The following is a 23,974-nucleotide window of genomic DNA, read 5'->3' as shown; positions in this document are numbered from 1 at the left end:
GTCAGGCGCTAAGGTTATCGTTATCCGGTGCTTGAGCACACCAGCCGCAGTCAAAGCGCTGGCCTATTTTTTCCGCCCGCAACTGCGGGTCCAGTACCCAGGCCCGGGATTGCCAGGGCGGCAAGTGGCGCAGGTGCTGGGTATGCCCACAGGACAGTTCGGCCACCCAATGACCCTCTTCGTCCTGATGGAAACCGCAGATTGTCGAGTGATTTTTCACGTTCCGTTGGTCCGGGTTCCGTTCGCTTTCGAGCGATTGCTTCGCTAAACTTGCTCGTTCTTCATTCTTATGCAAAAGGTCCCGCCCCATGCTGATCGCCGCCAATAAGGCTGTCTCCATCGACTATACCCTCACCAACGATGCTGGTGAGGTCATCGACAGCTCTGCCGGCGGCGCCCCGCTGGTTTACCTGCAAGGCGCAGGTAACATCATTCCTGGTCTGGAAAAGGCTCTGGAAGGCAAGCAAGTCGGTGACGAACTGAACGTCTCCGTGGAACCTGAAGATGCCTACGGCGAATACGCTGCCGAACTGGTCAGCACCCTGAGCCGCAGCATGTTCGAAGGCGTCGACGAACTGGAAGTGGGCATGCAGTTCCACGCGTCCGCTCCGGACGGCCAGATGCAGATCGTGACCATCCGTGATCTGGACGGTGACGACGTGACCGTAGACGGCAACCACCCGTTGGCCGGTCAGCGCCTGAACTTCCAGGTCAAGATCGTTGCCATCCGTGATGCCAGCCAGGAAGAAGTTGCTCATGGTCACGTCCATGGCGAAGGTGGCCATCACCACTGATTTTCTGCGCTAAGCTCAAGCTTACTGGAGAGGCGCCCGAGGGCGCCTTTTTAGTCCGCGGCTTTTGGCTGTACTGTCGAGAGGCTGTTTTTCTGTAAGAACACAGGAATTTGGAGTTCGTCATGAGTGCTTTTCACGACCTTAAATTGAAAGCCCTGGATGGTCAGGAGCTGCCGCTCGCGCCCTTCAAGGGGCAAGTCGTGCTGGTGGTCAACGTCGCCTCCAAATGTGGTCTGACACCACAATATGCGGCGTTGGAGAATCTCTACCAGCAATACAAGGCCCAGGGATTCAGCGTGCTGGGGTTGCCCTGCAACCAGTTCGCCGGGCAGGAACCGGGCACCGAGCAGGAGATCCAGGAGTTTTGCAGCCTCAACTACGGGGTGACTTTTCCGTTGAGCAGCAAACTGGACGTGAACGGTCCCGAGCGTCATCAGCTGTACCGTTTGCTGGCGGGCGAGGGCGCGGAGTTTCCCGGGGATATCACCTGGAACTTCGAGAAATTCCTGTTGGGCAAGGACGGTCGGGTACTGGCGCGTTTCTCGCCCCGTACCGCTCCGGATGATCCGACTGTGGTCCAGGCCATCGAAAAAGCCCTGAGCTAAGCACTGCCGGGCCCCTCTTTCACGCCGCTGCAATGCGGCGTTTTTGCATCTAAATCACTCAAATCAATAATGCTGTGCAGCACTGTGAGGGGGCCATATTATTCTCATCATAAGTGCGCCGGGGCAGGTACCCGGCGCAGTCTTGTGCGTCGAGTATCGACTCGAGCCTTTTTGTCGGAGTGCAGCATGCCTGTTCAAGCCTTGTTCAAACCCTTTCAACTCGGCGCGCTGGAGCTGCCGAGCCGCGTAGTGATGGCGCCGATGACCCGTTCGTTTTCTCCGGGTGGCGTGCCCAACGCCAAGGTCATCGAGTATTACCGTCGCCGCGCTGCTGCGGGTGTCGGCCTGATCATCACCGAGGGCACCACGGTGGGGCACCAGGCCGCCAACGGTTACCCCAATGTGCCGCAGTTCCATGGCGAGGCGGCCCTGGCCGGGTGGAAGAAGGTGGTGGATGCGGTCCACGCCGAAGGTGGCAAGATCGTTCCGCAACTGTGGCATGTGGGTAATGTGCGGCGCCTGGGCACCGAGCCGGACGCCAGCGTGCCCGGCTATGGCCCGACCGAGAAGCTCAAGGACGGCAAGGTGCTGGTGCACGGCATGACCCACCAGGACATCCAGGAAGTGATCGCAGCCTTTGCCCAGGCCGCCAAGGATGCCCAGAGCATCGGCATGGACGGTGTGGAAATCCATGGTGCCCACGGTTACCTGGTGGATCAGTTCTTCTGGGAGGGCACCAACCAGCGCACCGATGAATACGGCGGCGATCTGGCGCAGCGCTCGCGTTTCGCCATCGAGTTGATCCAGGCGGTGCGGGCTGCCGTCGGCCCGGATTTCCCGATCATCCTGCGTTTCTCCCAGTGGAAGCAGCAGGATTACAGCGCGCGTCTGGTGCAGACCCCGGAAGCTCTGGGCGCCTTTCTCAAGCCGTTGGCAGATGCAGGTGTGGATATCTTCCACTGTTCGACGCGACGCTTCTGGGAGCCGGAGTTCGAAGGCTCGGACCTGAACCTGGCAGGCTGGACCCGCAAGCTCACCGGCAAACCCACCATCACCGTGGGCAGCGTCGGCCTGGACGGCGAGTTCCTGCAGTTCATGGTCAACACCGACAAGGTGGCGCAGCCGGCCAGCCTGGAAAACCTGCTGCAGCGCTTGAACAACGACGAGTTCGATCTAGTGGCCGTGGGTCGGGCGCTGCTGGTGGACCCGGATTGGGCGCAGAAAGTCCGTGAAGGCCGTGAGCAGGACATCCTGCCGTTCAGCCGTGAAGCACTGACGACCCTGGTCTAACTTCTGGCCCCGGGCGGTGAGGGGGGCAGCCTCCTTGCCGCACCTAGTGCCTCTGTGGCGCTGCGTGGTTCCAGCGCTGCTTCGATCATCCCTTCGTAATCCACGACCGGCGCTGGCTGGCAGACACTGCGCAACTGATCCTCAAACTGTGCGATCACGGCCGGCCAGCCCTGGCGGCTGGCGTGTTGCCGGGCGTTGAGACGTACCCGGCGCAGGGTTTCCGCTTCCTCCAGCAGCCAGCCGGCGGCCTCACAGAACGCGCCTTCATCCCCGGGCATGGCCAGCACGCCGTTGTAGCCATGGCGGATATGCTGGGCTGCCGCGGCCTGATCGTAGGCCACCACCGCCAGCCCGGAAGCCAGGGCTTCCAGCACCACATTGCCGAAGGTTTCCGTGAGGCTGGGAAACAGGAACACATCCCCCGAAGCGTAATGGGCCGCCAGGGCTTCACCCCGCTGACTGCCACAGAACAGGGCCTCGGGCAGGCTTTTCTCCAGGGCGGCGCGTTGTGGGCCGTCACCCACCACGATCAGTTTCATCTTCCGCTGTGGATAAGTGGCCTTGAGCTGCTCGAAGCAGCGCTTGAGCAGGCTCAGGTTCTTCTCCGGGGCCAAGCGCCCGACATGGATCACCGCCAGATCATCGTTGCCCAGGCCCCAGCGGGTGCGCAGCTCATTGAGGCGTTTGGCCGGATGGAACAGTTGGCTGTCGACGCCACGGGACAGCAGGGCCAGGCGTTCGAAGTGCCGACGCTCCAACTCCAGGCGCTGACTGGCGCTGGGCACCAGGGTCAGCTTCGAACGGTTGTGGAACCAGCGCAGGTAATGGGTCAGCAAGCGCGTCAGCAAACCCAGGCCGTACTGGCTGGAATACTGCTGGAAGTTGGTATGGAAGCCACTGACCACCGAAATTCCCAGACGTTTCGCCGCCCGCAGCGCGGACAGCCCCAGCGGGCCCTCGGTGGCGATGTAGAGCACGTCCGGGCGTTGGCGTTTCCAGCGTCGCAGCAGTTTATGCATCGACGACTGGCCCCATTGCAGCCCCGGGTATCCCGGCAGCGGCCAGCCGCGGCACAGCATCAGGGCCTCGTCGCTGGGACGGCTCTGATCACAACCCTGGCGCGGACGCACCAGTTCCACCTGATGCCCACGGGCACGCAGGCCATCACACAGGCGGCCAAGGGTATTGGCCACGCCATTGATTTCCGGTGGGAAGGTTTCAGTGATGAGGGTGATGTGCAGAGCTGTCGTCATGACCTCAGTGTCGACTGAGGCCATGTCGTCATTGTGACGTCTGGATGATGGATTTATGACACGTCAGCCTTATTTGGCCGGCAGGTTCTCCATCCCGCGCTCACGCACCCAGAAGAGCGTCGCACCGGCCACGGCGGCCGGCATCATCAGGATGTTGACGAAGGGGATCATCAGCGCCAGGTAGACGATGCCGCCAAAACCCAGGCTCTGCCAGCGCTTCTGCCGCAGCCAGACGATCATCTCCTGCCAGCTCATCTTGTTGTTATCCGCCGGGTAGTCGATGTACTGGATGGCCATCATCCAGACGCCGAACAGCAGCCACAGCGGCGCGGCAATCAGGTTGACCACCGGGATCAGCGACAGGATGAACAGGCCGATGGCCCGGGGCAGGAAGTAGCCGAGCTTGCGCATTTCCCGGGATAGGGTGCGGGGGATCATGGCGATCAGTTCGCCCCAGCTGAAGGGCGGGAAATCGTCAGTGCCACGCACCACGATTTCGACTTTTTCCGATAGAAAGCCGTTGAAGGGAGCGGCAATGATATTGGCCAGCATGGTGAAGGTGAAAAACACCATCAACACCACCAGCACCATGAACAGCGGCCAGAGGATGTAGCTCAGAAAGCTCAGCCATTGCGGCAGGGTCGGCATCAGGGTGTCGATCCACAGGCTGAACTGGTGGCCGGCGAAATAGATCAATCCGATGAACAACACCAGGTTGATCACCAGGGGCAGTAGCACGAACAGGCGCAGGCCGGGACTGAGGACCAGTTTCAGGCCTTCACGCAGGTATTGCGGGCCGGACAGTACGGGGGCGGGCATAGAACGCTCCGAGCAGATGGAAAACGCGCCGACCTTACCGGCTTTACCCGGGGGGCGAAAGCACCGTGAACAGGTCGACATCAACGGTAACAAAGACCCTTTCAAATGGGCCTGCTGAGGATAGAGACCGCCTATGAGCTGGATTGTTAAACCGTATTTCCTTAATCTTCGCCCCCTCTATACGCTTCACCCATTATTTTTTGGACGGTCGAGTTCAAGCCTTCCCCAAGGTTTCACCGTCCTTTTTTATTCCAGCCGGCAATCCGGCGTTCCGCGCCAGGGCACCCGGGCCGGTCGATAGGAGTGAGTCATGTCTGAAGTACGCCATTCGCGTGTGATTATTCTCGGTTCCGGCCCTGCCGGTTACAGCGCCGCCGTCTATGCCGCCCGTGCCAACCTGAAGCCGCTGCTGATCACCGGCATGCAGGCCGGTGGCCAACTGACCACCACCACTGAAGTCGACAACTGGCCTGGCGACGTGCACGGCCTGACCGGCCCGGCGCTGATGGAGCGGATGCGCGAGCACGCCGAGCGTTTCGAAACCGAAATCGTCTTCGACCATATCAATGCCGTGGACTTCGCTGCCAAGCCTTACACCCTGACCGGCGACAGCGCGACCTACACTTGCGACGCCCTGATCATCGCCACCGGCGCCAGCGCCCGTTACCTGGGCCTGCCTTCGGAAGAAGCGTTCATGGGCAAGGGTGTATCGGCCTGCGCCACCTGTGACGGTTTCTTCTATCGCAACAAGCCGGTGGCGGTGGTCGGTGGTGGCAACACCGCTGTCGAAGAAGCCCTGTACCTGGCCAACATCGCCAGCACCGTGACTTTGATCCACCGTCGCGAAACCTTCCGCGCCGAGAAAATCCTGATCGACAAGCTCAACGCCCGCGTGGCCGAAGGCAAGATCATCCTCAAGCTCAATGCCAACCTGGACGAAGTCCTGGGCGACAACATGGGCGTGACCGGTGCGCGCCTGAAGAACAACGACGGCAGCTTCGACGAGCTGAAAGTCGACGGCGTGTTCATCGCCATCGGCCACACCCCGAACACCTCGCTGTTCGAAGGCCAGTTGACCCTCAAGGACGGTTACCTGGTGGTGCAGGGCGGTCGTGACGGCAATGCCACGGCCACCAGCGTCGAGGGTATCTTTGCCGCTGGCGACGTGGCTGACCACGTTTACCGTCAGGCCATCACCTCGGCCGGCGCCGGCTGCATGGCGGCACTGGACACCGAGCGTTACCTGGACGGTCTGCAGAACGCTGCACACTGATTTCCAGGCGATAAAAAAACCGGCGCAAGCCGGTTTTTTTATGGGTGATGGTTTTGTCGGAGCCAGATCAGCGGCGAGTCAGCGGCTGGGCGGCGAACTTGACCCCGGCCAGGCCGTGGGCGATCAGGGCGCGGATATTGCCGTGGTCAGTGCCTTCGGGGGTGGCCAGTACCGAGCGGTAGTGCTCGCCGAAGGCGAGCAGGGCTTCTGTGTCGCTCAGGCCTTCCAACAGGGCCAGGCCCAGGGTCTTGCACGAGCCTTCGTTCTGCCCGGCGGCGTTTTCCACGCCACCGTTGTTGAAGGCCTGGGGCTGGTAGTCGTAACCGGCGGCGACAAAGGCCAGGGTGTCGGCAAAAGCGTGTTCACCGCTGTTCAGGCTGGCGCGCAGGGTGTTCAGATCAGTCATGGGACTTTCCTTTGGCGAACGCCGCTTGCTGCTCGGCGCTGGCTTCTTTCTGGTAGAGATTTTTCCATTCGGCGTAGGGCATGCCGTACACCACTTCACGGGCGTCATCGAGGCTGACCTCGATCTGGCGTTCGTCGGCCTCGGCCTTGTACCACTTGGACAGGCAGTTGCGGCAGAACCCGGCCAGGTTCATCAGGTCGATGTTCTGCACGTCCTTGCGGTTGTCCAGGTGGGCCACCAGGCGGCGAAAGGCCGCGGCTTCCAGTTCCAAGCGTTGTTGAGGGGACATAAGACTCACTGCACGTAGAGGGATGGGAATAGCCGCCAGCGGCCAATCAAAGCCGAATCGCTTTGACTGGCCGCTTGGCGCTAGCGACTTGCCGCTAACGTGATCGATACCGATTCGGCAAAGCGCAGGGCGTGGGGTTTGTCGACTTCGACTTCGGCGTACTGCACCGAGAGGTTGCCCATCACCAGGTCCAGCAGTTCCTGGGTCAGGCGCTCCAGCAAGGCGAAGCGATTGCCTTCGACGTGGGCAATGATTGCCTTGGTGATGGTGCGGTAGTTCAGCGCGTGATCGATGTCGTTGTCGCGCACCGCATCCTGGGCGGGGTACAGGATGGTCAGGTTGATCAGCACATCCTGCTTGTTGAGGATCTCTTCCTCGTTGATTCCGATATAGGTCCGCAGGAGCAGGTCCTTGACTCGGATACGAGCCATTCCTGGCTGAAGTTGTGGCATTGCTACTTGCTCCGTCCAATCAATTGCAGGAATTCCTGGCGAGTGGTGCTCGAATCGCGAAAGGCGCCGAGCATCACCGAGGTGTGCATGGTGGAATTCTGTTTCTCGACGCCGCGCATCATCATGCACATGTGCTTGGCTTCGATCACCACCGCGACGCCCGCGGCCTGGGTCACGCTTTGCACCGCGTCGGCGATTTCCCGGGTGAGATTTTCCTGGATCTGCAGGCGTCTGGCGAACATATCGACGATCCGGGCGATCTTCGACAGCCCCAGCACCTTGCCGGTAGGAATATAAGCCACATGGGCCTTGCCGATGAAGGGCAGCAGGTGATGTTCGCACAGGGAGTACAGCTCGATGTCGGCGACTATCACCATTTCGTCGCTGTCGGAGGCGAACAGTGCGCCATTGACGATCTCGTCCACCGACTGGCTGTAGCCATGACACAGGTACTGCATGGCCTTGGCCGCGCGCTTGGGGGTGTCGAGCAAACCTTCGCGCTCGGGGTCTTCACCGAGGCCCTTGAGGATCTCGCGGTAGTGTTGGGGCAGGGAAAGGCTCATGCAAGGTCCTCGTGGGGGCCGGCTTATTTGACGTGCCGCCCGCCGTTGACGGTCAAGGTGGTGCCGGTGACATAGGGGTTGTCCAGCAGGTAGCGCAGGCTCTGGTAGATCACTTCGCTGCCGGGTTCGATGCCCAGGGCGGATTTGGCCAGGGTCTTGGCGCGGTACGCCGCGTCGTCGTCGGGGTTGAACAATAGCAGGGCCGGAGCGATGCCGTTGACCTTGATTGCCGGGGCGTATTTTGCCGCGAAGGACAGGGTCAGGCTGTCCAGCCCGGCTTTGCTGGCGCAGTAGGCGATGTGCTTGCTGCTGCCCTTGCGGGTCACGTCGTCGCTGATGTGGATGATGTCCGCCGGGCTCGAACACTGCAGCAACTCTGCGCAGTGCAGGTTGATCAGGTAGGGCGCGAGCATGTGCACGCTGAACATCCGGGTAAAGGCGGCGCTTTCCTCGCCTGGGCTTTCTTCCAGCCACTCTGAGGCGTTGTGGACGATGGCCCGCAAGCGGTCGGTGTGGTGTTTCACCGCGCTGATCAGGGCCAGGATTCCGGCTTCGCTGGAGAAGTCGGCATGCAGCAGGATCGCGCCCTTTTCCCGCAAGGTCTGCAGGCCCGGGCGGTCGCTGCGGTAAGTGACGATCACCGGCTGCCCGTCTTCCAGCAGGCGCAGGGCGCAATGCAGGCCGACACGCTGGCTGGCACCAGTGATCAGGATCGGAGCGGAGGAGGTGTTCATGAAGGGCTCGCGTCGCGGGTAGGGGAAAACTATACCAGCGGTGGGACGGGTTGTGCCTGTTGCTCGGGGGCTGCGCTGGCAAGCCAGATCAGCAGCCGACTCCTGCGCAGTGTGCAGGAGCCGGCTTGCCGGCGAATCACGGATTCTGCGTCGAGGCGCTGGTCGGTAGCGGGCGCGCCGGTGTGCTGTTGAGCCAGTTAGCCAGCAGGCGGGTGGACATAGGAATGAAGAAGTAGACCATCAACGGGGTCAACGCCAGGGTGCTGACAAACACTCGGGGCAGCAGGCTCAGGTCGCTGAGCAGGGGACCTAAGACGAAGTTGAACAGCAGCGACACCGGGAAGAACGCCAGCCAGATGGCCACGGCCTGTTTCCAGCGCGGGGGTCGTTGTCCGGCTGCGCCGAACCAGCCATCGATACCGCTGACGCGATGTTCCGATGGGTGGGCAAACAAGTCGCTGCCCCGGGCCAGCCAGGCGGTGCGCGAGGCGGAGTGTTCCCAGGTGTGCAGGGTCTGTTCGTCGGCGAAGCGGAAGATGATCTGGAATTCGTCGTCGTCAGGTGGTGGGGCCAGAACGCCGGAACCCAGGTAGCCGGGAAAGTCGGTGGCCAGTTGTTCGCCTTCGCGCAGCCAGGCGATCAGGTCCTGGTAACGGCCGTCGGCAACGCGCCGGGCAACCATCAGGGTGACGGGTGAGGTAGACATTATGTATCTCCGTAAACCAATGCGCGGCCTGGGTAAGGCAGTCGCTGACGTGGCACCGGGGTAGTGGGCCGCGCCTGAATCAAGCAAGGATTATTCCTGATTGGCGCGAGGCTACCAATGACACCGGTCGGTTTTTCTCGCGCTTGAAGCATTTGCACCTGGGGAGAGTAGAATGGCCGCCACTTTGTTTACTGGTGTTTTCTCCCCAGATGCCCGTCATGACTGAACCTGTCCCTGTTGCTCCGGCTCCTGACCCTGCCCGTCAGGATGAGCTGTTTCCGATCCGTGAAGTGGCGCGCCTGACTGGAATCAACCCGGTGACCCTGCGAGCCTGGGAACGACGCTACGGTCTGATCCAGCCGACGCGCACCGAAAGCGGGCATCGCCTGTATTCCATGCACGATGTTGAGGCGGTGCGGGAGATTCTGGGTTGGATCGAGCGCGGTGTGGCGGTCAGCAAGGTCGGCAAGATTCTGGCCAAGAGCCGGGCAGACCAGGCTCAGGCCAAGGTGGCGGTGGACGATGGCCTGCAAGGTGAATATGGCCAGTGGCGCGATCAGTTGAAGCTGGCGGTGAGCGCTTTCGATGAAGAGCAACTGGAGCGTCTCTACGGCCAGGTCTTCTCCAGCTACGCCTTGCCGGTGGTATTCCAGGACATTTTCCTGCCGTTCTGGAAGCAACTGCTGCAGGACCGGGAGACTTTCGGTCAGACCAGCGAGTGGTTGTTTCTGGATGGTTTTTTGCGGGCGCGGATCACGCAAAGGCTGGTGTTGCAGCGTGCCACTCAGCACCGGCAACTGCTGCTGACGGCGCTCAGCCCGCAGTGCCGCGAACTGGAGCTGCTGGTGGCGGCGCTGATGCTCGGGCATGACCAGATCGGTGTCCGCCTGCTGGGGCCGGGAGCACCGCTGGATGAACTGACCCTGGTCTGCGAAAAACTCAAGCCTGTGGCCCTGGTGGTGTTTTCCAATCACGCGCCGACGGCGGAGTTGCCCAAGCGCCTCAAGCGTCTGGCGCTGACTCTGGACTGTCCATTGATGCTTGCCGGAGATGCGGCGGACCTGGCCCAGGAAAGCTTCAGCGGTTCGCCGGTGGCGTGCCTGGGAAATGAGGGGCGCCTGATGCAGAAGCGCCTGCGGCAGTTCCTCAGCGGTCGCCTGGATACCTGAAACGGCTCTCGGTCAGCTTCAGGCGTGCAGGGCCGGATGGGTATGGCGGTGCTGCTGGAGGATGAACTGGCGCAGGCGTTCGGTTTCTTCCGCGTCACTCTGATCCAGGCGATAGGCATAGAAACCGGCTTCGGTCTGGCGCTCGAAGCGCCCGTGCAGCGCAATCCGTTCATATCCCGAAGGGCTGAACCACTGGGCGAACTGCTTGGGGGGCCGGGTCCGGTTGCGGATCTCCAGCAATACGCCCTTGAACGACACCTCCCGCACCCACAGGCGTCCAGGCTGGCCCCTGGAGTTTTCCAGGGCCACCGGCTCTTCCAGCGTCAGGCGCCAGGGCCGGATCATGGGGCCGTCCTCGAAGATGCTCGGCACCCCCAGGCGCAGATGCAGGGCATGGAATTCGTCTTCCACCAGATGCAGGGGGAAGGTCATCTGCTGGTTGTCGAAATGGGCCTGGATGGTGACCTTTTCATTGGCAGCCAGACGGGTCAGCAGGTCACGGATCTGCGAGCCGCCATTGACCAGCAGGCTCGATGTGGCATCGCGCACATTGAGCTGCGGGTTGTGCTGCATGGTTTGGATGAAGTCCAGTTCATCCTGGGTGAGGAGAGCGTCACGCTGCATGATGTTGCTCGAAGGGTGAAGGACAAATCGGTGGGGAATATCCCTACAGACCACTAAATCTGCGACTTATTAGAGCCGTCGGTCGCCTTGAGGGCGGCGAGCTCGGCTTGCACTGCGGCCAGTTGCTGCTCCAGCTGGAGCAAGCGTTGCTGCGCCTTGATCTGCACACTGACGTCTTTCTGCACGCCAATGAAATAGGTCAGTTGATCGCTGTCGTTGAATACTGGGGTGATCGACAGTTCGTTCCAGAAGTGGCTGCCGTCCTTGCGATAGTTGCGCAGCACCTCGCGGCATGGCTGACCCTGGCTCAGGGCCTGGCGAATCCGTTCCAGCCCCGGCTGGTCACGGTCTCCGGACTGCAGGAAACGACAATCCTGATACAGCACTTCGTCGGCGCTGTAGCCGGTCAGTCGCTCGAAAGCCGGATTCACGTAAATCACGATGTTGTCTTCGCCTTCCTGTTCCGCGACCACAATCCCGTCGTTGGAGGCGTTGATCATCTTTTGCAGCAGATGAGCGTTGATCATCCCGAAGTTCCGCTATCAATCAGCAAGTGTTGAATTGAATTCTAAGTCACGCTGGCACGCTGTCCACAGGCGCTTTTGAGCGGTGCGGGCAGCAGAGGCGGGATTTTACTCCGTAGCTGGTAATATCCCAGTCTTTTAGTCAGCTTCAGGAACAGATTGATGAAAGTCGCCATCCTTTCCGGCTCGGTGTACGGCACGGCTGAAGAAGTCGCCCGGCACGCCGCCAAGCTCCTCAACGCCGCAGGTTTCGAGGCCTGGCACAACTCTCGGGCCACTTTGACCGAGCTTCAGGCCTTCGCACCGCAGGCGTTGCTGGCCGTGACCTCGACCACCGGCATGGGCGAACTGCCAGACAACCTGCTGCCGCTGTATTCGAGCATTCGCGATCAGTTGCCCGCCGCCTGGCGTGGGCTGCCCGGAGCGGTGATCGGCCTGGGGGATTCCAGCTACGGCGATACCTTCTGTGGCGGTGGCGAGCAGATGCGTGAGCTGTTTGCCGAGCTGGGAGTGGAAGAAGTGCTGCCGATGTTGCGCCTGGACGCCAGCGAGAGCGTGACCCCGGAAACCGATGCCGAGCCCTGGCTGGCCGAGTTGATCAGCGCCCTGCGGGGCTGACCGGCTGTTCCCGTAGCAGCGCCAGCCAGGCTTGCGCTGCCTTGGACAGATACGCGCCCTGGCGCCAGATGAAGGCAATGTCCCAGCGCAGATAGTCCGGGGCCTTCAGCGTCAGGCGCACCACCCCCGGCCGCACCAGGCCGCGGGCCACCACACTGGGCAGCAACACCACACCTTGACCGGCGGCCACCAGCGCCGCAAGAAAGTCTGCCTGGCCGCTACGTCCTCCCTCCTTTGGCGTGAAGCCCACCTGCTGGCAGGCCTGGAGCAGTCGGTCGTTGAGCACAAAGCTGCGCTGATAGAGGAGGAAGGGCGTATCGGCCAGTTCTTCCAGGCGCACCTGGGCGTTCAGCGCCAGGGGATGATCGGCGGGCAGCAAGGCATCCAGGGGCTCATCGCAGAAGGGTTGATAGGCAAACGCCGGGTCCTTGGGGGTCAGGCTGCCGCCCAGTTCCAGCTCGCCACTGCGCACGGCCTGCTCGACATTCAGGCTGCCGCCTTCGAGCAGTTGCACCTGGATATTCGGGTAGCGCCGGCGGTATTCGGCGAAACGGCTGGCGAACAGTGCATCGCTGCCCAGCAGCGGCAGACCCAGGCGCAGTTCACCCCGTGCCAGTTGGCTCAGGTCATCCAGTTCGCTGAGCAGTTCATGGCGCAGGCGCAGCATGTCCTCGGCCCGCTGCAGCACCACGCCGCCGGCGGCGGTGAGATGAATGTGCGAGCCCTGGCGCTCCAGCAGGGGCGTGCCCAGGCTTTGCTCCAGCTGCGCGATCTGCTTGCTGACCGCCGACTGGCTGATGTGCAGGGTCCTGGCCGCCTGGGTGAAACCGCCCTGGCGGATGACTTCGACAAAACTGCGCAGTTGTTTGAAATCCATGGTGGTAATTCCAGATTGGAATGGTTTCAAGTCTAACAATTCGCTTCGGTGATGCAGGGACTTTTCATAAAATGGGCCCCTGAGAGGACTCAACCACCATGAACATTTCCACCTGTAAACGCCTGGGCCGCCTGATTGGCGAATTGGCAGTGCTGCTGGCCATCTATTTTCTCGGTTGCCAACTGGCTACCTGGCTGCCCTGGCCGATTCCCGGTGGGGTCATTGGCCTTGCGCTGTTGCTGCTGGCCTTCGCCCTGGGCTGGGTCAAGCCGGCGGCCTTGCAACTGGGGGCCGGCCTGCTGATGGCGGAGATGCTGCTGTTCTTCATTCCGGCGCTGATGAGCTTGCTGGACTACGGCGGCCTGCTGCGTCAGGACGGCTGGCGGATTCTGCTGGTGATCGGTATCAGCACCCTGCTGGTGATGCTGGTGACCGCACTCACGGTGGAGATGGTCTGCCGCTGGAGGATGCGCCATGAAGCTTGAACTGATGCCGATGTTCTGGCTGGCCCTGACCCTGGGGGCGTATCTGTTCAGCCGCTGGATCTACCGGCGCACCGGGCGCTACCTGCTGTCGCCGTTGATCCTGGTGCCGGCCCTGCTGCTGGCAATTGCGGTGCCGCTGCACACCGCCTATGCCGAATACGCCGCCAACACCCACTGGCTGATGCTGGTGCTGGGGCCGGTGACGGTGGCCTTTGCGATTCCCATCTGGCAGCAGCGCCAGTTGCTGATGCGCCACTGGTCGGCCCTGTTGCTGGGCATGCTGGCGGGCAGCGCCGCGTCCATCGGCAGTTCCTTCGGCTTGGCGAAGATGCTGGCCCTGGACAGCTCGGTGACCCTGTCCCTGGTGCCACGTTCCATTACCACGCCGTTCGCCATGCCCCTGGCCCATGACCTGGGCGGCGTGCCTGAGTTGACGGCGGTGTTCGTGATGTTCACCGGGGTGTTCGGTGCCATGCTCGGCGGTGTGCTGCTGCGCTGGCTGCCCTTGCGCAGTGCCCTGGCCCGGGGCGCGCTGTTTGGTGTCGGCGCCCACGGAGCCGGAGTCAGCCGGGCCCATGAAGTCGGGGGTGAAGAGGGCTCGGTGGCCGGCCTGGTGATGGTGTTGACCGGGTTGCTTAACCTTTTCGCGGCCCCTTTGCTGGCGTCGGTGCTTTGACGCAAAGCCGCGGACCAGAGCCTTCTCTCCGGCTGACCCGCACGGTCATCAAGCTGGCTGTCAATGCAACTCCGCAGTCGATGCAAGCTGTCTAGACTCTGGGGGTTCCCTCATCCAATAAGAACCATCACCGAGGTCCTTGCCGTGAGCCTAGCCCCCGTTCAATCGACACCGAGTGTAAAAAAACAAGTCAGCGCCGTTGAGTGGCAAACCCGTCTGGACCTCGCCGCCTGCTACCGTCTGGTGGCCATGCACGGCTGGGACGACCTGATCTTCACCCATATCTCCGCCAAGGTGCCGGGCACCGAAGACTTCCTGATCAACCCCTTCGGCATGATGTTCCACGAGATCACCGCCTCCAGCCTGGTGAAGGTCGACCAGGCCGGTAACAAGCTGATGGACAGCCCCTTCGAGATCAACCCGGCGGGCTACACCATTCACAGTGCCGTGCACGCGGTGCGTCACGATGTGCTCTGTGTGCTGCATACCCACACGGCCGCCGGGGTCGCGGTGTCGGCGCAGAAGCAGGGCGTGCTGCCCATCAGCCAGCAGTCGCTGTTCGTGCTGTCGAGCCTGGGCCGTCACCCTTATGAGGGCGTGGCCCTGAACCCCGAGGAGAAAGAGCGGCTGCAGGCCGACCTGGGGGACAACAACTTCCTGCTGCTGCACAACCATGGCTTGCTGACCTGCGGCGCCAGCATCGCCGATACCTTCCTGATGATGTTCACCTTCCAGCGTGCCTGCGAGATCCAGGTGCTGGCGCAGAATGGCGGCGCCGAGCTGATTACCATTCCCGCGTCGATCCTGGCGGGGGCCAAGGCGATGATCGCCGGTGTCACCCGCAGTGCCCAGGGGATGGGGGGCGCACTGGCCTGGCCGGCCCTGTTGCGCAAACTCGATCAACTCGACCCGGGTTACAAAGTCTGATGCCTATCACCGAGATTCCTCTGTGTGTCTGGCGCAAGCGCGGCAAGGACTTTGTGTTTCGCGGCCAGCGCATTCGTTACTGGGTGGCGGGGCAAGGAGAGCCGCTGCTGTTGATCCATGGCTTTCCCACTGCCAGCTGGGACTGGCATTACCTGTGGCAACCCCTGGCGCGGCGCTATCAGGTGATCGCCTGCGACATGCTCGGCTTCGGCGACTCGGACAAGCCGCAGGACCATGAGTACAGCCTGCTGGAGCAGGCAGACTTGCAGCAGGCGTTGCTGGCCCATTTGCAGATCCAAGAGCCGCTGCACCTGCTGGCCCATGACTACGGCGACAGCGTCGCCCAGGAACTGCTGGCCCGGCATTATGAAGCGCGGATCGAGATCGCCAGCTGCGTGTTCCTCAATGGCGGTCTGTTTCCGGAAACCCATCGCCCGGTGCTGACCCAGAAGCTGTTGCTAAGCCCCGTGGGCTGGATGCTCGGGCGGGTGTTCAGTCGCCAGGGGCTGGCGAACAGCTTCCGGCAGATCTTCGGCCCCCAGACCGGTCCCAGCGAGTCGGTCCTGGATGACTTCTGGAGCCTGGTGCACAGCAACAACGGGCCGCGCATCCTGCACAAGTTGATCGCTTATATCCCCGAGCGACGGGCCCAGCGCGAGCGTTGGGTCGGCGCCATGCAACGTGGCGAGGTGCCGCTGCGGGTGATCGATGGCGCCCAGGACCCGATTTCCGGGGCGCACATGGTGGAGCGCTATCGCCAGCTGATCCCCGAGCCGGACACCGTGCTGCTGCCGGGCATCGGCCATTACCCGCAGATCGAGGCGCCGTTGCCGGTGCTCAAGCATTACCTGGGGTTTCGCGACACATTGCTCGCGCCGCCACGCCAGGCAATGGGTTCCTGAGCGCCTTGGGTCACTGTGTGGCCCAAGGCAGGGGCGTGCTCTGGTGCGGGCGGGGCGATTATCCCGCTGTCTTATTGGGCACCATTCAGGCCCGGACGTTTTTATTGTGACCGCCGGCTGGCTGTCCGACACTCGAAGAATTGTCCATTGGCCCTGCTGGAGTTCGGTATGAGTGAATCTGTGCGCTTGCAAGACAAAGTAGTGATCATCACCGGAGCCGGCGGCGGCCTGGGCCGGGCCCATGCCTTGCTGTTCGCCAGGCACGGGGCCAAGGTGCTGGTCAACGACCTGGGGGGCTCGGCCCAGGGCGAGGGCGCCAGTGCCTCGGCGGCCGATCGGGTGGTGGCGCAGATCCGCGAGGCTGGAGGCATCGCCGAGGCCAACCACGACTCGGTCACCGAGGGCGAAAAGATCGTGCAGAACGCCCTGGATGTGTTCGGCCGGGTCGATGTGGTGGTCAACAACGCTGGCATCCTGCGGGACAAGACCTTCCACAAGATGGACGACGCCGATTGGGACCTGGTGTACCGGGTGCATGTCGAAGGGGCCTACAAAGTCACTCGTGCCGCCTGGCCGCATCTGCGGGACCAGGCTTACGGACGGGTGATCTTCACCGCGTCCACATCAGGCATCTACGGCAACTTCGGCCAGTCCAACTACGGCATGGCCAAGCTCGGCCTGTACGGCCTGACCCGGACCCTGGCCATCGAAGGGCGCAAGAACAACATCCTGGTCAACGCCATTGCCCCGACCGGTGGCACGCGGATGACCGAGGGCCTGATCCCGCCACAGGTGTTCGAGCAGCTCAAGCCGGAACTGGTGAGCCCGCTGGTGGTGTACCTGGGCAGCGAGCAGTGCGAGGAAACCTCCGGCCTGTTCGAAGTGGGCGGCGGCTGGATCGGCAAGGTGCGCTGGGAGCGCAGCCTGGGCGCCGGTTTTGATCCGCGCCAGGGCTTTTCGCCCGACGATGTGGCGGCGCACTGGCAGCAGATCTGCGATTTCGAAGGGGCGGCCCATCCCAGGGACAACATCGAGGCACTCAAGGAGATGATGCAGAATCTGCAAAAGTACGCCCTCTGACGCTGCGCGGACCAGCCTTGTCCGGCGCTGATCGGCGGGCGCTTTTTCCAGGCTTGAAAGCCGCCAGGCAATGAACCGCCGGAGCCTGGGCTCCGGCGGTTTTACTCCTGTGGCGTTCGTCTCTATGCTCGACGGCTGGCGAACGCACAAGGAGCGCTTGAGATGTATGAATCAAAGGATCAGCCGGTACTGTCGCGACTGCTGTTTATCCGGCGTCTATGTGTTCACGGCCTGGTGGTCCTGGCCCTGATCAGCTTTTCGGTGTTGCTGGGCATCAGCGGTCTGCTGTACTTCGAGCAGGACATTTCCTTTCACGACGCCTTGTATGACGCAGCCATGATCCTCGGCGGCATCGGGCCCATCAACATGCCACAAACCCCTGGCGGCAAACTGTTTTTTGCCACCTACGGGCTCTACACCAACCTGGTGTTCGCCGCCACTCTGGGCTTGATCCTGTCACCGGTGGCGCATCGTCTGTTGCACAAGTTTCATTACGACGATGGTGATGACGACACCTTGTAAGGCCAACTGGGCCGTTGTCTTGCGCGCATAAAAAAGGCCGCTGCAAGAGCAGCGGCCAAGGTAAGACGTTAGATCAAGGAGCTACAAAATCAACGTCGGTGAACCTGGAGTAGTGGCCTGAACTGAATCTTTTCAAGCCAACTGGAAGTCTGTTTCGGGCAACGGGCGGCGGGCTCTTTGCGCGGCAGTGGCGTGGCGTTGTTTGCCGTGACTGCTAGGTAAGAATAAGCCCTGGCATGACCTGGAAAAATAGCCATTCAGGACAAGGACTATTACAGCTTGAGCAACAGTCCAGAGTGCGCAGCACCTGTATCGATGCACTTGATGGTCGCGTATCCAGCCCGTGGATACATCTCTGAACGGCCCCTGTGGCAAGGGCGCTAATCCTTTCGGGCGACAACTCGAATACCTCCTTGGTGCGCTTATCGGCCGTGGTACCCCGGCAGTAGGGTGAGGCCTCCTGTCACTCACCGGGGAAGACGCATGACAAGAACAACAATGCGCGCCATCTTCAAACCGCAGGCGCTGGCTGTTGCGGTAGCGCTGGGCTGCAGCGCTCAGGCGCAGGCGGTTTCGTTCAATATTGGGGAAATTGAAGGGCAGTTCGACTCATCGTTGTCCGTCGGCGCCAGTTGGGGCATGCGCGATGCCGACCGGGCGTTCGTCGGTACGGTCAACGGCGGCACCGCGCAGTCTTCCACCGGTGACGATGGCCGCTTGAACTTCAAGAAGGGCGAGACTTTCTCGAAGATCTTCAAGGGCCTGCACGACCTTGAGCTTAAGTACGGCGACACCGGCGTCTTCGTGCGCGGCAAGTACTGGTACGACTTCGAACTCAAGGACGAGGATCGCCAGTTCAAACCCATCAGCGACCACAACCGCAAGGAAGGCGCCAAGTCCTCGGGTGCACAGATTCTCGACGCCTTCGTCTACCACAACTACTCGATTGCCAACCTGCCGGGTACCGTGCGCGCCGGCAAGCAGGTGGTCAGTTGGGGCGAGAGCACCTTCATCGGCAACTCCATCAACAGCATCAACCCGGTGGACGTCTCGGCTTTTCGCCGCCCGGGGGCCGAGATCAAGGAAGGCCTGGTGCCGGTGAACATGCTGTTTGCTTCCCAGGGCCTGACCAACCAGTTGACCGTGGAAGGCTTCTATCAGCTGGAGTGGGACCAGACCGTGGTGGACAACTGCGGCACCTTCTTCGGCAACGATGTGGTGGCCGATGGCTGCACCACCGGCTACACCGTCGGCAGCCCGGCGATCGCGCCCCTGCAACCGGTGGCAGCGGCGTTCGGCCAGGGCTTTCAGGTGTCCCGTGAAGGGGTGATCCTGCCCCGCGGCGGCGACCGCGATGCCCGGGATTCCGGGCAGTGGGGCGCCGCTCTGCGCTGGCTCGGCGATGACACCGAGTACGGCCTGTATTTCATGAACTATCATGCGCGCAGCCCGGTGGTGAGCACCACCACGGCCAACATCAGTCCGGCCACCCTGGGGGCTATTGGTGCCGCAGGAGCTGCGGCCGCGCCCACGGTTCCCGGCGCGGGAGCCAGCCTGGTGCAAAGCGTGATGCTCGGCCGTGGCCAGTACTACCTGGAATACCCCGAAGACATCCGCCTGTATGGCGCCAGCTTCTCCACCACCTTGCCCACGGGCACCGCCTGGACCGGCGAGATCAGCTACCGCCCCAACGCCCCGGTGCAGGTCAACACCAACGACCTGACCCTGGCCCTGCTCAACCCCATCGCCGGGGGCGCGGCGTCGCCGATCAAGACCGCCCTGGGCGCCGACAACACCGGCTACCGGCGCAAGGAAATCACCCAGATCCAGAGCTCCATGACCCAGTTCTTCGACCAGGTGCTGGGGGCTGATCGCCTGACCCTGGTGGGCGAGGCGGCGATCGTCCGGGTCGGTGGCCTGGAGGATAAAAGCAAGCTGCGCTACGGCCGCGACTCGGTCTACGGCCAGTACGGCTATGGCGGCGACACCGATGGGTTCGTCACCGCCACTTCCTGGGGTTATCGGGCCCGGGCCATCCTCGACTACAGCAACGTGATCGGCGGGGTCAACTTCAAGCCCAACCTGTCCTGGTCCCATGACGTCAACGGCTACGGCCCCAACGGCTTGTTCAACCAGGACGCCAAGGCCCTCAGCGTGGGTGTCGACGCCGACTACCGCAACACCTACACCGCCAGCCTCAGCTACACCGACTTTTTTGGCGGGCGCTACAACACCCTCACCGACCGGGACTTCCTCGCGTTGAGCTTTGGCGTGAACTTCTGAACCGGCACAAGAAGGAGCACTTGAATGCGTAAGATGATTCTGCAATGCAGCGCCCTGGCACTGGGCCTGTGGGCGGCCAACCTGATGGCTGCAGTGAGTCCGGAAGAAGCCGCCAAGCTGGGCACCAGCCTGACTCCCGTGGGGGCGCAGAAGGCCGGCAACGCCGATGGCTCGATTCCGGCCTGGACCGGCGGCCTCCCGAAGAACGCCGGGGCGGTGGACAGCAAGGGCTTTCTCGCCGATCCCTTCGCCAATGAGAAACCGTTGTTCATCATTACCGCGGCCACGGCGGACCAGTACAAGGACAAGCTGTCCGCAGGGCAGCTGGCGATGTTCAAGCGCTACCCGGACAGCTACCGGATTCCGGTCTACCCGACCCATCGCAGCGTCGGCCTGCCACCGGAAATCTACGAGTCGGCCAAGCGCAGCGCGCTGAACGTGACCACCACCAACGACGGCAACGGACTGGCCAACTTCACCGGCAACCGCTACTACGCCTTCCCGATTCCGAAGAGCGGCATCGAGGTGCTGTGGAACCACCTGACCCGCTATCACGGTGGCAATCAGAAACGCATCATCACCCAGGCCACCCCGCAGACCAACGGCAGCTACACCTCGATCCGTTTTGAAGAGGAAGTGGCGGCGCCGCAACTGATCCCCGACCTGGACCCGGCCAAGGGCGCCAACGTGCAGAACTTCTTCAAGCAGTCGGTGACCGCCCCGGCGCGGCTGGCGGGCAACGTGCTGCTGGTCCATGAAACCCTGGATCAGGTCAAGGAGCCCCGCTCGGCCTGGATCTACAACGCCGGGCAGCGCCGTGTACGCCGCGCCCCGCAGGTGGCTTACGACGGTCCGGGCACCGCCGCCGACGGCCTGCGCACCTCGGACAACTTCGACATGTTTTCCGGCGCCCCCGACCGTTACGACTGGAAACTGGTGGGCAAGAAGGAGATGTACATCCCCTACAACAGCTACAAGCTGGACTCGCCGAGCCTCAAGTACGACGACATCATCAAGGCCGGGCACATCAACCAGGACCTGACCCGCTACGAACTGCACCGGGTCTGGGAAGTGGTGGGCACGGTCAAGCCCAACCAGCGGCATATCTATGCCACCCGCCACATGTACATCGATGAGGACAGCTGGCAGGTGGCGCTGGTGGATCACTACGACGGTCGTGGCCAGTTGTGGCGAGTGGCCGAGGGACACGCGCAGTACTACTACGACCATCAGGTCCCGGCCTACACCCTGGAAGCCCTGTATGACCTCAACGCCGGTCGCTACCTGGCCCTGGGCATGAAGAACGAGGAAAAGCACAGCCTGGAATTCGGCTTTGCCGCCAAAGCGGCCGACTACACCCCGGCCGCCTTGCGCGCCAGCGGGGTGCGCTAGGCACCGGTGACGCACGAGGTGCAAAGGCGACCGCCCGGTCGCCTTTTTTATGGCAGAGGATCAGCCCGCTGAATACTTCTTCAACAGGTCGGGAGGTCGAGGCTAGGGTGGGGGCACGCTGGCTAAAACTATAAAAAGGCTCGCCGCAATGACTGCCATGACTCGTTGTCCAGAGCGTCCCGGGTTCATGCCCCGTTTGTCTTCCCATCATTCTCCACGCGACCACCTGAGTACGCCGTTGCTGGCCTCCAGTGCGCGGGTCAAGTTGTTGTGTGCCCCCGCCGGCAGCGGCAAGACCGCCCTGCTCAGCGAATGCCTGCAGCAGGCCCCCGCTTCGTGCCGGGTCATCTGGTTGCCCCTGGGCGGTGCGTGCCAGAGTCCTGACGACTTGTGTCGTGTCCTGGCCGACGCCTTGGACCAGGCCGATGCCGATCCCGCCGCGCTGCTGTTACACCTGGCTCATCTGCCCAGTCCGGCCTGGCTGTGCATTGATGACTATTGCCGTTTGCCGGCTCCGGAGCTGGACGGGCTGCTGGACCGCTTGCTGAGCATCGACAACCCCTTGCTCACCTGGTGGATCGGCAGTCGCCGCCGCCCCCAATGCAACTGGCCACGCCTGTTGCTGGACGACCAACTCTATGAGCTGGACGGCAGCGCCCTGGCCTTCAGCCAGCGTGATATCGAGCAACTGCTGCAACGTTTGCCGCAACCTTTGTGTGCCCAGACCGCCAGCAGCATCCTGCAGCGCAGTGGCGGCTGGTGTGCCGGGGTGCGCATCGCCTTGCTCGATGGCAGCGAGCGGGTGACCCAACCCTGCAAGCCAGGGCGCCCCAATACCTTGCTCGAATACCTGGAGCATGAGCTGTTCAGCGTGTTACCGGCGGAACTGGCGGAAGTCTGGCAAGTGCTGGCCCAGATGCCGCGGTTCAATGCCGAGTTGTGCGAGCACCTGTTTGGCGCCGGAGAAGGGGCCCAGTACCTGCGTACCCTGCAGGACCTGGGCTGCTTTATCGAACCCTGGGAAGGCGGTGCCGACTGGCTGCAGGTATTTGCACCCCTGGCCCGGCTGATGCGGGATGAGGCCTGGCCCGCCGGGCGCTCCTGGCATCGGCGGGCGTGCCAGTGGTTTACCGCTCAGGAGGATTGGCAGTCGGCCTTTGAGCAGGCGCTATTGGCCCAGGAGTACGAAGTCGCGGTCAGCCTGCTGGAGCATTTCAATATTGAGTTCCTGTTCCAGCAGCACAATGGCTTGTTGCTGTTGCAACTGCATGAGCGCCAGGGCGCCGAGTTGCTGCTGGGCAGTCCGCAGTTACTGGGGTTGCTGGTGGCGGCCATGCTGTTTGCCGGACGCTTCGAACAGGCCGGGCAATGCATGGCCCAGATGGCACGGTTTGCACCGCAACCTTCGGCGGTTGAACAACGTCAACTGCTGGCTCGCTGGCAGGCGCAGCAAGGGTGGCTGTTGCACCTGGGCGGGCGGATGGAGGACGCGCGGCAGCACTTTCGCGAAGCCTTGAACGAGTTGGAGGACGGCGCCTGGACCACCCGTTTGCTGTGCCTGTCCGGCCTGACCCAGCAAGCGCTGCTGTGCGGCGAGCTGGAGGCGGCCCAGTCCCTCAATCGTGAGGCGTTGTGTCTGGCCCGGGCCCAGGATGCGTTGTTGTTCGAAGGCTTGCTGGAGCTCGATCATGCCCAATTGCTGGAACAACGCGGCGCGCCCCATCGGGCGCAAAGTTTGCTGGAACAGGTGATCGAGCGTTTGTCCGGGCAAGCGCTGCGCGCCACGCCCTTGCTCGGGCGCCTGGCCTTGCGCCTCGGCCGGCTGGCGTTGCGCCAGGGAAACGATGGGCAAGCAGCCGAGTATTTTCGCCGAGGGCTTGAGGATTGCCTGGTCAGTCATGACAAGCGCGCCTTGTATGGCTTTCTCGGTGAAGCCCAGTTGGCGGCCAACCAGGGCGACTACGCCCAGGCGTTCGTGCGCCTGCGGGACGCCGAGCGGCTGATGCAGCAACGGCAGATCCCGGACACGGTCTACCGTGGCGTGCTGTTGCAGCTCAGCAGCCAGCTCTGGCTGCAGCAGGGGCGGGCGGATCTGGCTCACGAAGCCTTGAGCCGGGTGCTCCGGCACTTTCGCGGGCCCCAGGCCCTGCAGGCGCCGCCGGCCTCCCTGGAATTGATCCCGAGCATTGAGTACCTGCTGGTGCTGGCTGAGGTCCATCTGGGGCGGGCCCAGGCGCCAGTGGCCACGTTGCAGGGGCTGCTGGCCCGGGCCCAGCGCCACGGCATGCTGGGGCTGGAGGCACAGGTGCAATTGGCCCTGGCCGAGGTGGCCTTCATCCTCGGCGATCAAGCCCTGGCGGCGCAGGCGTTGCAGGCCGGGCAGCAGCGGGTGGCGCGCTGCAATCTGCCCCAGGCCCTGCACGAGTTGCGCCTGCGACAACCAGCGTTGTTGCAAGCACTGGACAGCCCGCCAACCACGCTCGCGGCGCCGCCGCAGGAGGATCACGACAGCCTGCTCAGCCTGCGGGAGCTGCAGGTGCTGCAATTGATCGCCCAGGGCTGCTCCAACCAGCAGATTGCCGAGCAGTTGTTCATCTCCCTGCACACGGTGAAGACCCACGGCCGCAGGATCCACAGCAAGCTGGGGGTCGAGCGGCGCACCCAGGCCGTGGCCAAGGCCCAGGCCCTGGGGCTGATGAGTTGAGGCGCGC

Annotated in this window: 27 protein-coding genes; 15 read left to right on the top strand and 12 right to left on the bottom strand. The window is 62.7% G+C overall.

The window, feature by feature from the left end; translation table 11 throughout:
* Position 1 precedes the first annotated feature (1 nt).
* The gene (locus J5M73_RS13640; RefSeq protein ID WP_102861709.1) at positions 2–340 is read right to left on the bottom strand and encodes a DUF3565 domain-containing protein; all 339 of its coding nucleotides are present in this window, start codon (positions 338–340) and stop codon (positions 2–4) included.
* Here J5M73_RS13640 and J5M73_RS13635 point away from each other — a divergent pair.
* The 3 genes from J5M73_RS13635 (at position 309) to J5M73_RS13625 (ending at position 2,689) form a co-directional block, all read left to right on the top strand.
* Entirely contained in the window at positions 309–794 is a 486-nt protein-coding gene (locus tag J5M73_RS13635; protein WP_102861169.1) for a peptidylprolyl isomerase, read from the top strand. The two genes, J5M73_RS13640 and J5M73_RS13635, sit on opposite strands and share 32 nt — an antisense overlap.
* A gap of 122 nt (positions 795–916) precedes the next feature.
* A complete protein-coding gene (locus J5M73_RS13630) occupies positions 917–1,399 on the top strand; it encodes a glutathione peroxidase (protein WP_102861170.1) in 483 nt (160 codons plus the stop codon).
* 186 nt (positions 1,400–1,585) lie between these two features.
* Positions 1,586–2,689, top strand: coding sequence for an NADH:flavin oxidoreductase (locus J5M73_RS13625; protein ID WP_102861171.1), 1,104 nt, complete (start codon positions 1,586–1,588; stop codon positions 2,687–2,689).
* On the opposite strand, the gene J5M73_RS13620 is transcribed toward J5M73_RS13625, so the two are convergent.
* A complete protein-coding gene (locus tag J5M73_RS13620) occupies positions 2,686–3,966 on the bottom strand; it encodes a glycosyltransferase family 1 protein (protein ID WP_102861172.1) in 1,281 nt (426 codons plus the stop codon). The two genes, J5M73_RS13625 and J5M73_RS13620, sit on opposite strands and share 4 nt — an antisense overlap.
* Positions 3,967–4,011: 45 nt before the next feature.
* On the bottom strand, positions 4,012–4,761 hold the full coding sequence (cysZ, locus tag J5M73_RS13615; RefSeq protein WP_102861173.1) for a sulfate transporter CysZ: 750 nt from the start codon (positions 4,759–4,761) through the stop codon (positions 4,012–4,014).
* A gap of 310 nt (positions 4,762–5,071) precedes the next feature.
* Here cysZ and trxB point away from each other — a divergent pair, with 310 nt between their 5' ends.
* Entirely contained in the window at positions 5,072–6,034 is a 963-nt protein-coding gene (trxB, locus tag J5M73_RS13610; RefSeq protein ID WP_060837566.1) for a thioredoxin-disulfide reductase, read from the top strand.
* Positions 6,035–6,101: 67 nt separating this feature from the next.
* Here trxB and J5M73_RS13605 read toward each other — a convergent pair whose 3' ends face one another.
* The 6 genes from J5M73_RS13605 to J5M73_RS13580 form a co-directional block, all read right to left on the bottom strand.
* Positions 6,102–6,440 (bottom strand): HopJ type III effector protein, encoded by a 339-nt coding sequence (locus tag J5M73_RS13605; RefSeq protein ID WP_102861174.1) that lies wholly within the window; start codon positions 6,438–6,440, stop codon positions 6,102–6,104.
* On the bottom strand, positions 6,433–6,729 hold the full coding sequence (locus J5M73_RS13600; protein ID WP_102861175.1) for a DUF1244 domain-containing protein: 297 nt from the start codon (positions 6,727–6,729) through the stop codon (positions 6,433–6,435). Before J5M73_RS13600 ends, J5M73_RS13605 begins: the two co-directional genes overlap by 8 nt.
* An 80-nt stretch (positions 6,730–6,809) precedes the next feature.
* Positions 6,810–7,181 carry a dihydroneopterin triphosphate 2'-epimerase gene (gene folX / locus J5M73_RS13595; protein ID WP_102861176.1) on the bottom strand — a complete coding sequence of 124 codons (372 nt, stop codon included), beginning with the start codon at positions 7,179–7,181 and terminating at the stop codon, positions 6,810–6,812.
* Positions 7,182–7,183: 2 nt separating this feature from the next.
* Positions 7,184–7,744, bottom strand: a complete 561-nt coding sequence (folE, locus tag J5M73_RS13590; RefSeq protein ID WP_102861177.1) for a GTP cyclohydrolase I FolE — start codon at positions 7,742–7,744, stop codon at positions 7,184–7,186.
* Positions 7,745–7,767: 23 nt separating this feature from the next.
* The gene (gene folM, locus J5M73_RS13585; protein ID WP_102861178.1) at positions 7,768–8,478 is read right to left on the bottom strand and encodes a dihydromonapterin reductase; all 711 of its coding nucleotides are present in this window, start codon (positions 8,476–8,478) and stop codon (positions 7,768–7,770) included.
* A gap of 136 nt (positions 8,479–8,614) precedes the next feature.
* Positions 8,615–9,184 (bottom strand): antibiotic biosynthesis monooxygenase, encoded by a 570-nt coding sequence (locus J5M73_RS13580; RefSeq protein ID WP_102861179.1) that lies wholly within the window; start codon positions 9,182–9,184, stop codon positions 8,615–8,617.
* Positions 9,185–9,393: 209 nt separating this feature from the next.
* Here J5M73_RS13580 and J5M73_RS13575 point away from each other — a divergent pair, with 209 nt between their 5' ends.
* Positions 9,394–10,353: a MerR family transcriptional regulator gene (locus J5M73_RS13575; protein ID WP_102861180.1), complete on the top strand. Its 960-nt coding sequence runs from the start codon at positions 9,394–9,396 to the stop codon at positions 10,351–10,353.
* A gap of 18 nt (positions 10,354–10,371) precedes the next feature.
* On the opposite strand, the gene J5M73_RS13570 is transcribed toward J5M73_RS13575, so the two are convergent.
* Positions 10,372–10,977 carry a hypothetical protein gene (locus J5M73_RS13570; protein ID WP_102861181.1) on the bottom strand — a complete coding sequence of 202 codons (606 nt, stop codon included), beginning with the start codon at positions 10,975–10,977 and terminating at the stop codon, positions 10,372–10,374.
* Between the two features lie 53 nt (positions 10,978–11,030).
* Positions 11,031–11,504: a PAS domain-containing protein gene (locus J5M73_RS13565; RefSeq protein ID WP_102861182.1), complete on the bottom strand. Its 474-nt coding sequence runs from the start codon at positions 11,502–11,504 to the stop codon at positions 11,031–11,033.
* Between the two features lie 159 nt (positions 11,505–11,663).
* Between J5M73_RS13565 and J5M73_RS13560 the strand changes: the two genes are divergently transcribed.
* The gene (locus J5M73_RS13560) at positions 11,664–12,119 is read left to right on the top strand and encodes a flavodoxin (protein WP_102861183.1); all 456 of its coding nucleotides are present in this window, start codon (positions 11,664–11,666) and stop codon (positions 12,117–12,119) included.
* Here J5M73_RS13560 and J5M73_RS13555 read toward each other — a convergent pair.
* Positions 12,100–12,996 (bottom strand): LysR family transcriptional regulator, encoded by an 897-nt coding sequence (locus J5M73_RS13555; RefSeq protein ID WP_102861184.1) that lies wholly within the window; start codon positions 12,994–12,996, stop codon positions 12,100–12,102. The two genes, J5M73_RS13560 and J5M73_RS13555, sit on opposite strands and share 20 nt — an antisense overlap.
* A gap of 98 nt (positions 12,997–13,094) precedes the next feature.
* On the opposite strand from J5M73_RS13555, the gene J5M73_RS13550 reads away from it, so the two are divergent.
* From J5M73_RS13550 to J5M73_RS13510, 9 genes are all read left to right on the top strand, one after another.
* Complete coding sequence (locus tag J5M73_RS13550) at positions 13,095–13,481, top strand: CidA/LrgA family protein (protein ID WP_102861185.1); 387 nt, start codon at positions 13,095–13,097, stop codon at positions 13,479–13,481.
* A complete protein-coding gene (locus J5M73_RS13545) occupies positions 13,471–14,157 on the top strand; it encodes an LrgB family protein (protein ID WP_060837578.1) in 687 nt (228 codons plus the stop codon). Before J5M73_RS13550 ends, J5M73_RS13545 begins: the two co-directional genes overlap by 11 nt.
* 144 nt (positions 14,158–14,301) lie before the next feature.
* Positions 14,302–15,084 (top strand): class II aldolase/adducin family protein, encoded by a 783-nt coding sequence (locus tag J5M73_RS13540; protein WP_115581620.1) that lies wholly within the window; start codon positions 14,302–14,304, stop codon positions 15,082–15,084.
* Positions 15,084–15,986 (top strand): alpha/beta hydrolase, encoded by a 903-nt coding sequence (locus J5M73_RS13535; RefSeq protein WP_207815800.1) that lies wholly within the window; start codon positions 15,084–15,086, stop codon positions 15,984–15,986. The genes J5M73_RS13540 and J5M73_RS13535 overlap by 1 nt, the downstream gene beginning before the upstream one ends.
* 168 nt (positions 15,987–16,154) lie before the next feature.
* Positions 16,155–17,066, top strand: coding sequence for an SDR family oxidoreductase (locus tag J5M73_RS13530; protein WP_102861710.1), 912 nt, complete (start codon positions 16,155–16,157; stop codon positions 17,064–17,066).
* Between the two features lie 162 nt (positions 17,067–17,228).
* Entirely contained in the window at positions 17,229–17,588 is a 360-nt protein-coding gene (locus J5M73_RS13525) for a hypothetical protein (RefSeq protein ID WP_102861188.1), read from the top strand.
* Positions 17,589–18,071: 483 nt separating this feature from the next.
* On the top strand, positions 18,072–19,871 hold the full coding sequence (locus J5M73_RS13520) for a DUF1302 domain-containing protein (protein ID WP_207815798.1): 1,800 nt from the start codon (positions 18,072–18,074) through the stop codon (positions 19,869–19,871).
* A gap of 24 nt (positions 19,872–19,895) precedes the next feature.
* Complete coding sequence (locus J5M73_RS13515) at positions 19,896–21,263, top strand: DUF1329 domain-containing protein (RefSeq protein WP_207815796.1); 1,368 nt, start codon at positions 19,896–19,898, stop codon at positions 21,261–21,263.
* 148 nt (positions 21,264–21,411) lie between these two features.
* Positions 21,412–23,967 carry a LuxR C-terminal-related transcriptional regulator gene (locus J5M73_RS13510; protein WP_207815794.1) on the top strand — a complete coding sequence of 852 codons (2,556 nt, stop codon included), beginning with the start codon at positions 21,412–21,414 and terminating at the stop codon, positions 23,965–23,967.
* The last annotated feature ends 7 nt before the right edge of the window (positions 23,968–23,974 follow it).

The organism is Pseudomonas sp. 50_B (assembly GCF_017491625.1).
Classification (GTDB): domain Bacteria; phylum Pseudomonadota; class Gammaproteobacteria; order Pseudomonadales; family Pseudomonadaceae; genus Aquipseudomonas; species Aquipseudomonas danubii.
Note: the sequence above shows the minus strand (reverse complement) of the source record. Positions and strands in the feature narration are given on the sequence as shown.

Bases quoted from the DNA above. Each gene is read 5' to 3' on its own strand.
- J5M73_RS13635 (WP_102861169.1), top strand. From the start codon at position 309: ATGCTGATCGCCGCCAATAAGGCTGTCTCCATCGACTATACCCTCACC.
- J5M73_RS13640 (WP_102861709.1), bottom strand. From the start codon at position 340: ATGGAGACAGCCTTATTGGCGGCGATCAGCATGGGGCGGGACCTTTTG.
- J5M73_RS13630 (WP_102861170.1), top strand. From the start codon at position 917: ATGAGTGCTTTTCACGACCTTAAATTGAAAGCCCTGGATGGTCAGGAG.
- J5M73_RS13625 (WP_102861171.1), top strand. From the start codon at position 1,586: ATGCCTGTTCAAGCCTTGTTCAAACCCTTTCAACTCGGCGCGCTGGAG.
- J5M73_RS13620 (WP_102861172.1), bottom strand. From the start codon at position 3,966: ATGGCCTCAGTCGACACTGAGGTCATGACGACAGCTCTGCACATCACC.
- cysZ (WP_102861173.1), bottom strand. From the start codon at position 4,761: ATGCCCGCCCCCGTACTGTCCGGCCCGCAATACCTGCGTGAAGGCCTG.
- trxB (WP_060837566.1), top strand. From the start codon at position 5,072: ATGTCTGAAGTACGCCATTCGCGTGTGATTATTCTCGGTTCCGGCCCT.
- J5M73_RS13605 (WP_102861174.1), bottom strand. From the start codon at position 6,440: ATGACTGATCTGAACACCCTGCGCGCCAGCCTGAACAGCGGTGAACAC.
- J5M73_RS13600 (WP_102861175.1), bottom strand. From the start codon at position 6,729: ATGTCCCCTCAACAACGCTTGGAACTGGAAGCCGCGGCCTTTCGCCGC.
- folX (WP_102861176.1), bottom strand. From the start codon at position 7,181: ATGCCACAACTTCAGCCAGGAATGGCTCGTATCCGAGTCAAGGACCTG.
- folE (WP_102861177.1), bottom strand. From the start codon at position 7,744: ATGAGCCTTTCCCTGCCCCAACACTACCGCGAGATCCTCAAGGGCCTC.
- folM (WP_102861178.1), bottom strand. From the start codon at position 8,478: ATGAACACCTCCTCCGCTCCGATCCTGATCACTGGTGCCAGCCAGCGT.
- J5M73_RS13580 (WP_102861179.1), bottom strand. From the start codon at position 9,184: ATGTCTACCTCACCCGTCACCCTGATGGTTGCCCGGCGCGTTGCCGAC.
- J5M73_RS13575 (WP_102861180.1), top strand. From the start codon at position 9,394: ATGCCCGTCATGACTGAACCTGTCCCTGTTGCTCCGGCTCCTGACCCT.
- J5M73_RS13570 (WP_102861181.1), bottom strand. From the start codon at position 10,977: ATGCAGCGTGACGCTCTCCTCACCCAGGATGAACTGGACTTCATCCAA.
- J5M73_RS13565 (WP_102861182.1), bottom strand. From the start codon at position 11,504: ATGATCAACGCTCATCTGCTGCAAAAGATGATCAACGCCTCCAACGAC.
- J5M73_RS13560 (WP_102861183.1), top strand. From the start codon at position 11,664: ATGAAAGTCGCCATCCTTTCCGGCTCGGTGTACGGCACGGCTGAAGAA.
- J5M73_RS13555 (WP_102861184.1), bottom strand. From the start codon at position 12,996: ATGGATTTCAAACAACTGCGCAGTTTTGTCGAAGTCATCCGCCAGGGC.
- J5M73_RS13550 (WP_102861185.1), top strand. From the start codon at position 13,095: ATGAACATTTCCACCTGTAAACGCCTGGGCCGCCTGATTGGCGAATTG.
- J5M73_RS13545 (WP_060837578.1), top strand. From the start codon at position 13,471: ATGAAGCTTGAACTGATGCCGATGTTCTGGCTGGCCCTGACCCTGGGG.
- J5M73_RS13535 (WP_207815800.1), top strand. From the start codon at position 15,084: ATGCCTATCACCGAGATTCCTCTGTGTGTCTGGCGCAAGCGCGGCAAG.
- J5M73_RS13530 (WP_102861710.1), top strand. From the start codon at position 16,155: ATGAGTGAATCTGTGCGCTTGCAAGACAAAGTAGTGATCATCACCGGA.
- J5M73_RS13525 (WP_102861188.1), top strand. From the start codon at position 17,229: ATGTATGAATCAAAGGATCAGCCGGTACTGTCGCGACTGCTGTTTATC.
- J5M73_RS13520 (WP_207815798.1), top strand. From the start codon at position 18,072: ATGACAAGAACAACAATGCGCGCCATCTTCAAACCGCAGGCGCTGGCT.
- J5M73_RS13515 (WP_207815796.1), top strand. From the start codon at position 19,896: ATGCGTAAGATGATTCTGCAATGCAGCGCCCTGGCACTGGGCCTGTGG.
- J5M73_RS13510 (WP_207815794.1), top strand. From the start codon at position 21,412: ATGACTGCCATGACTCGTTGTCCAGAGCGTCCCGGGTTCATGCCCCGT.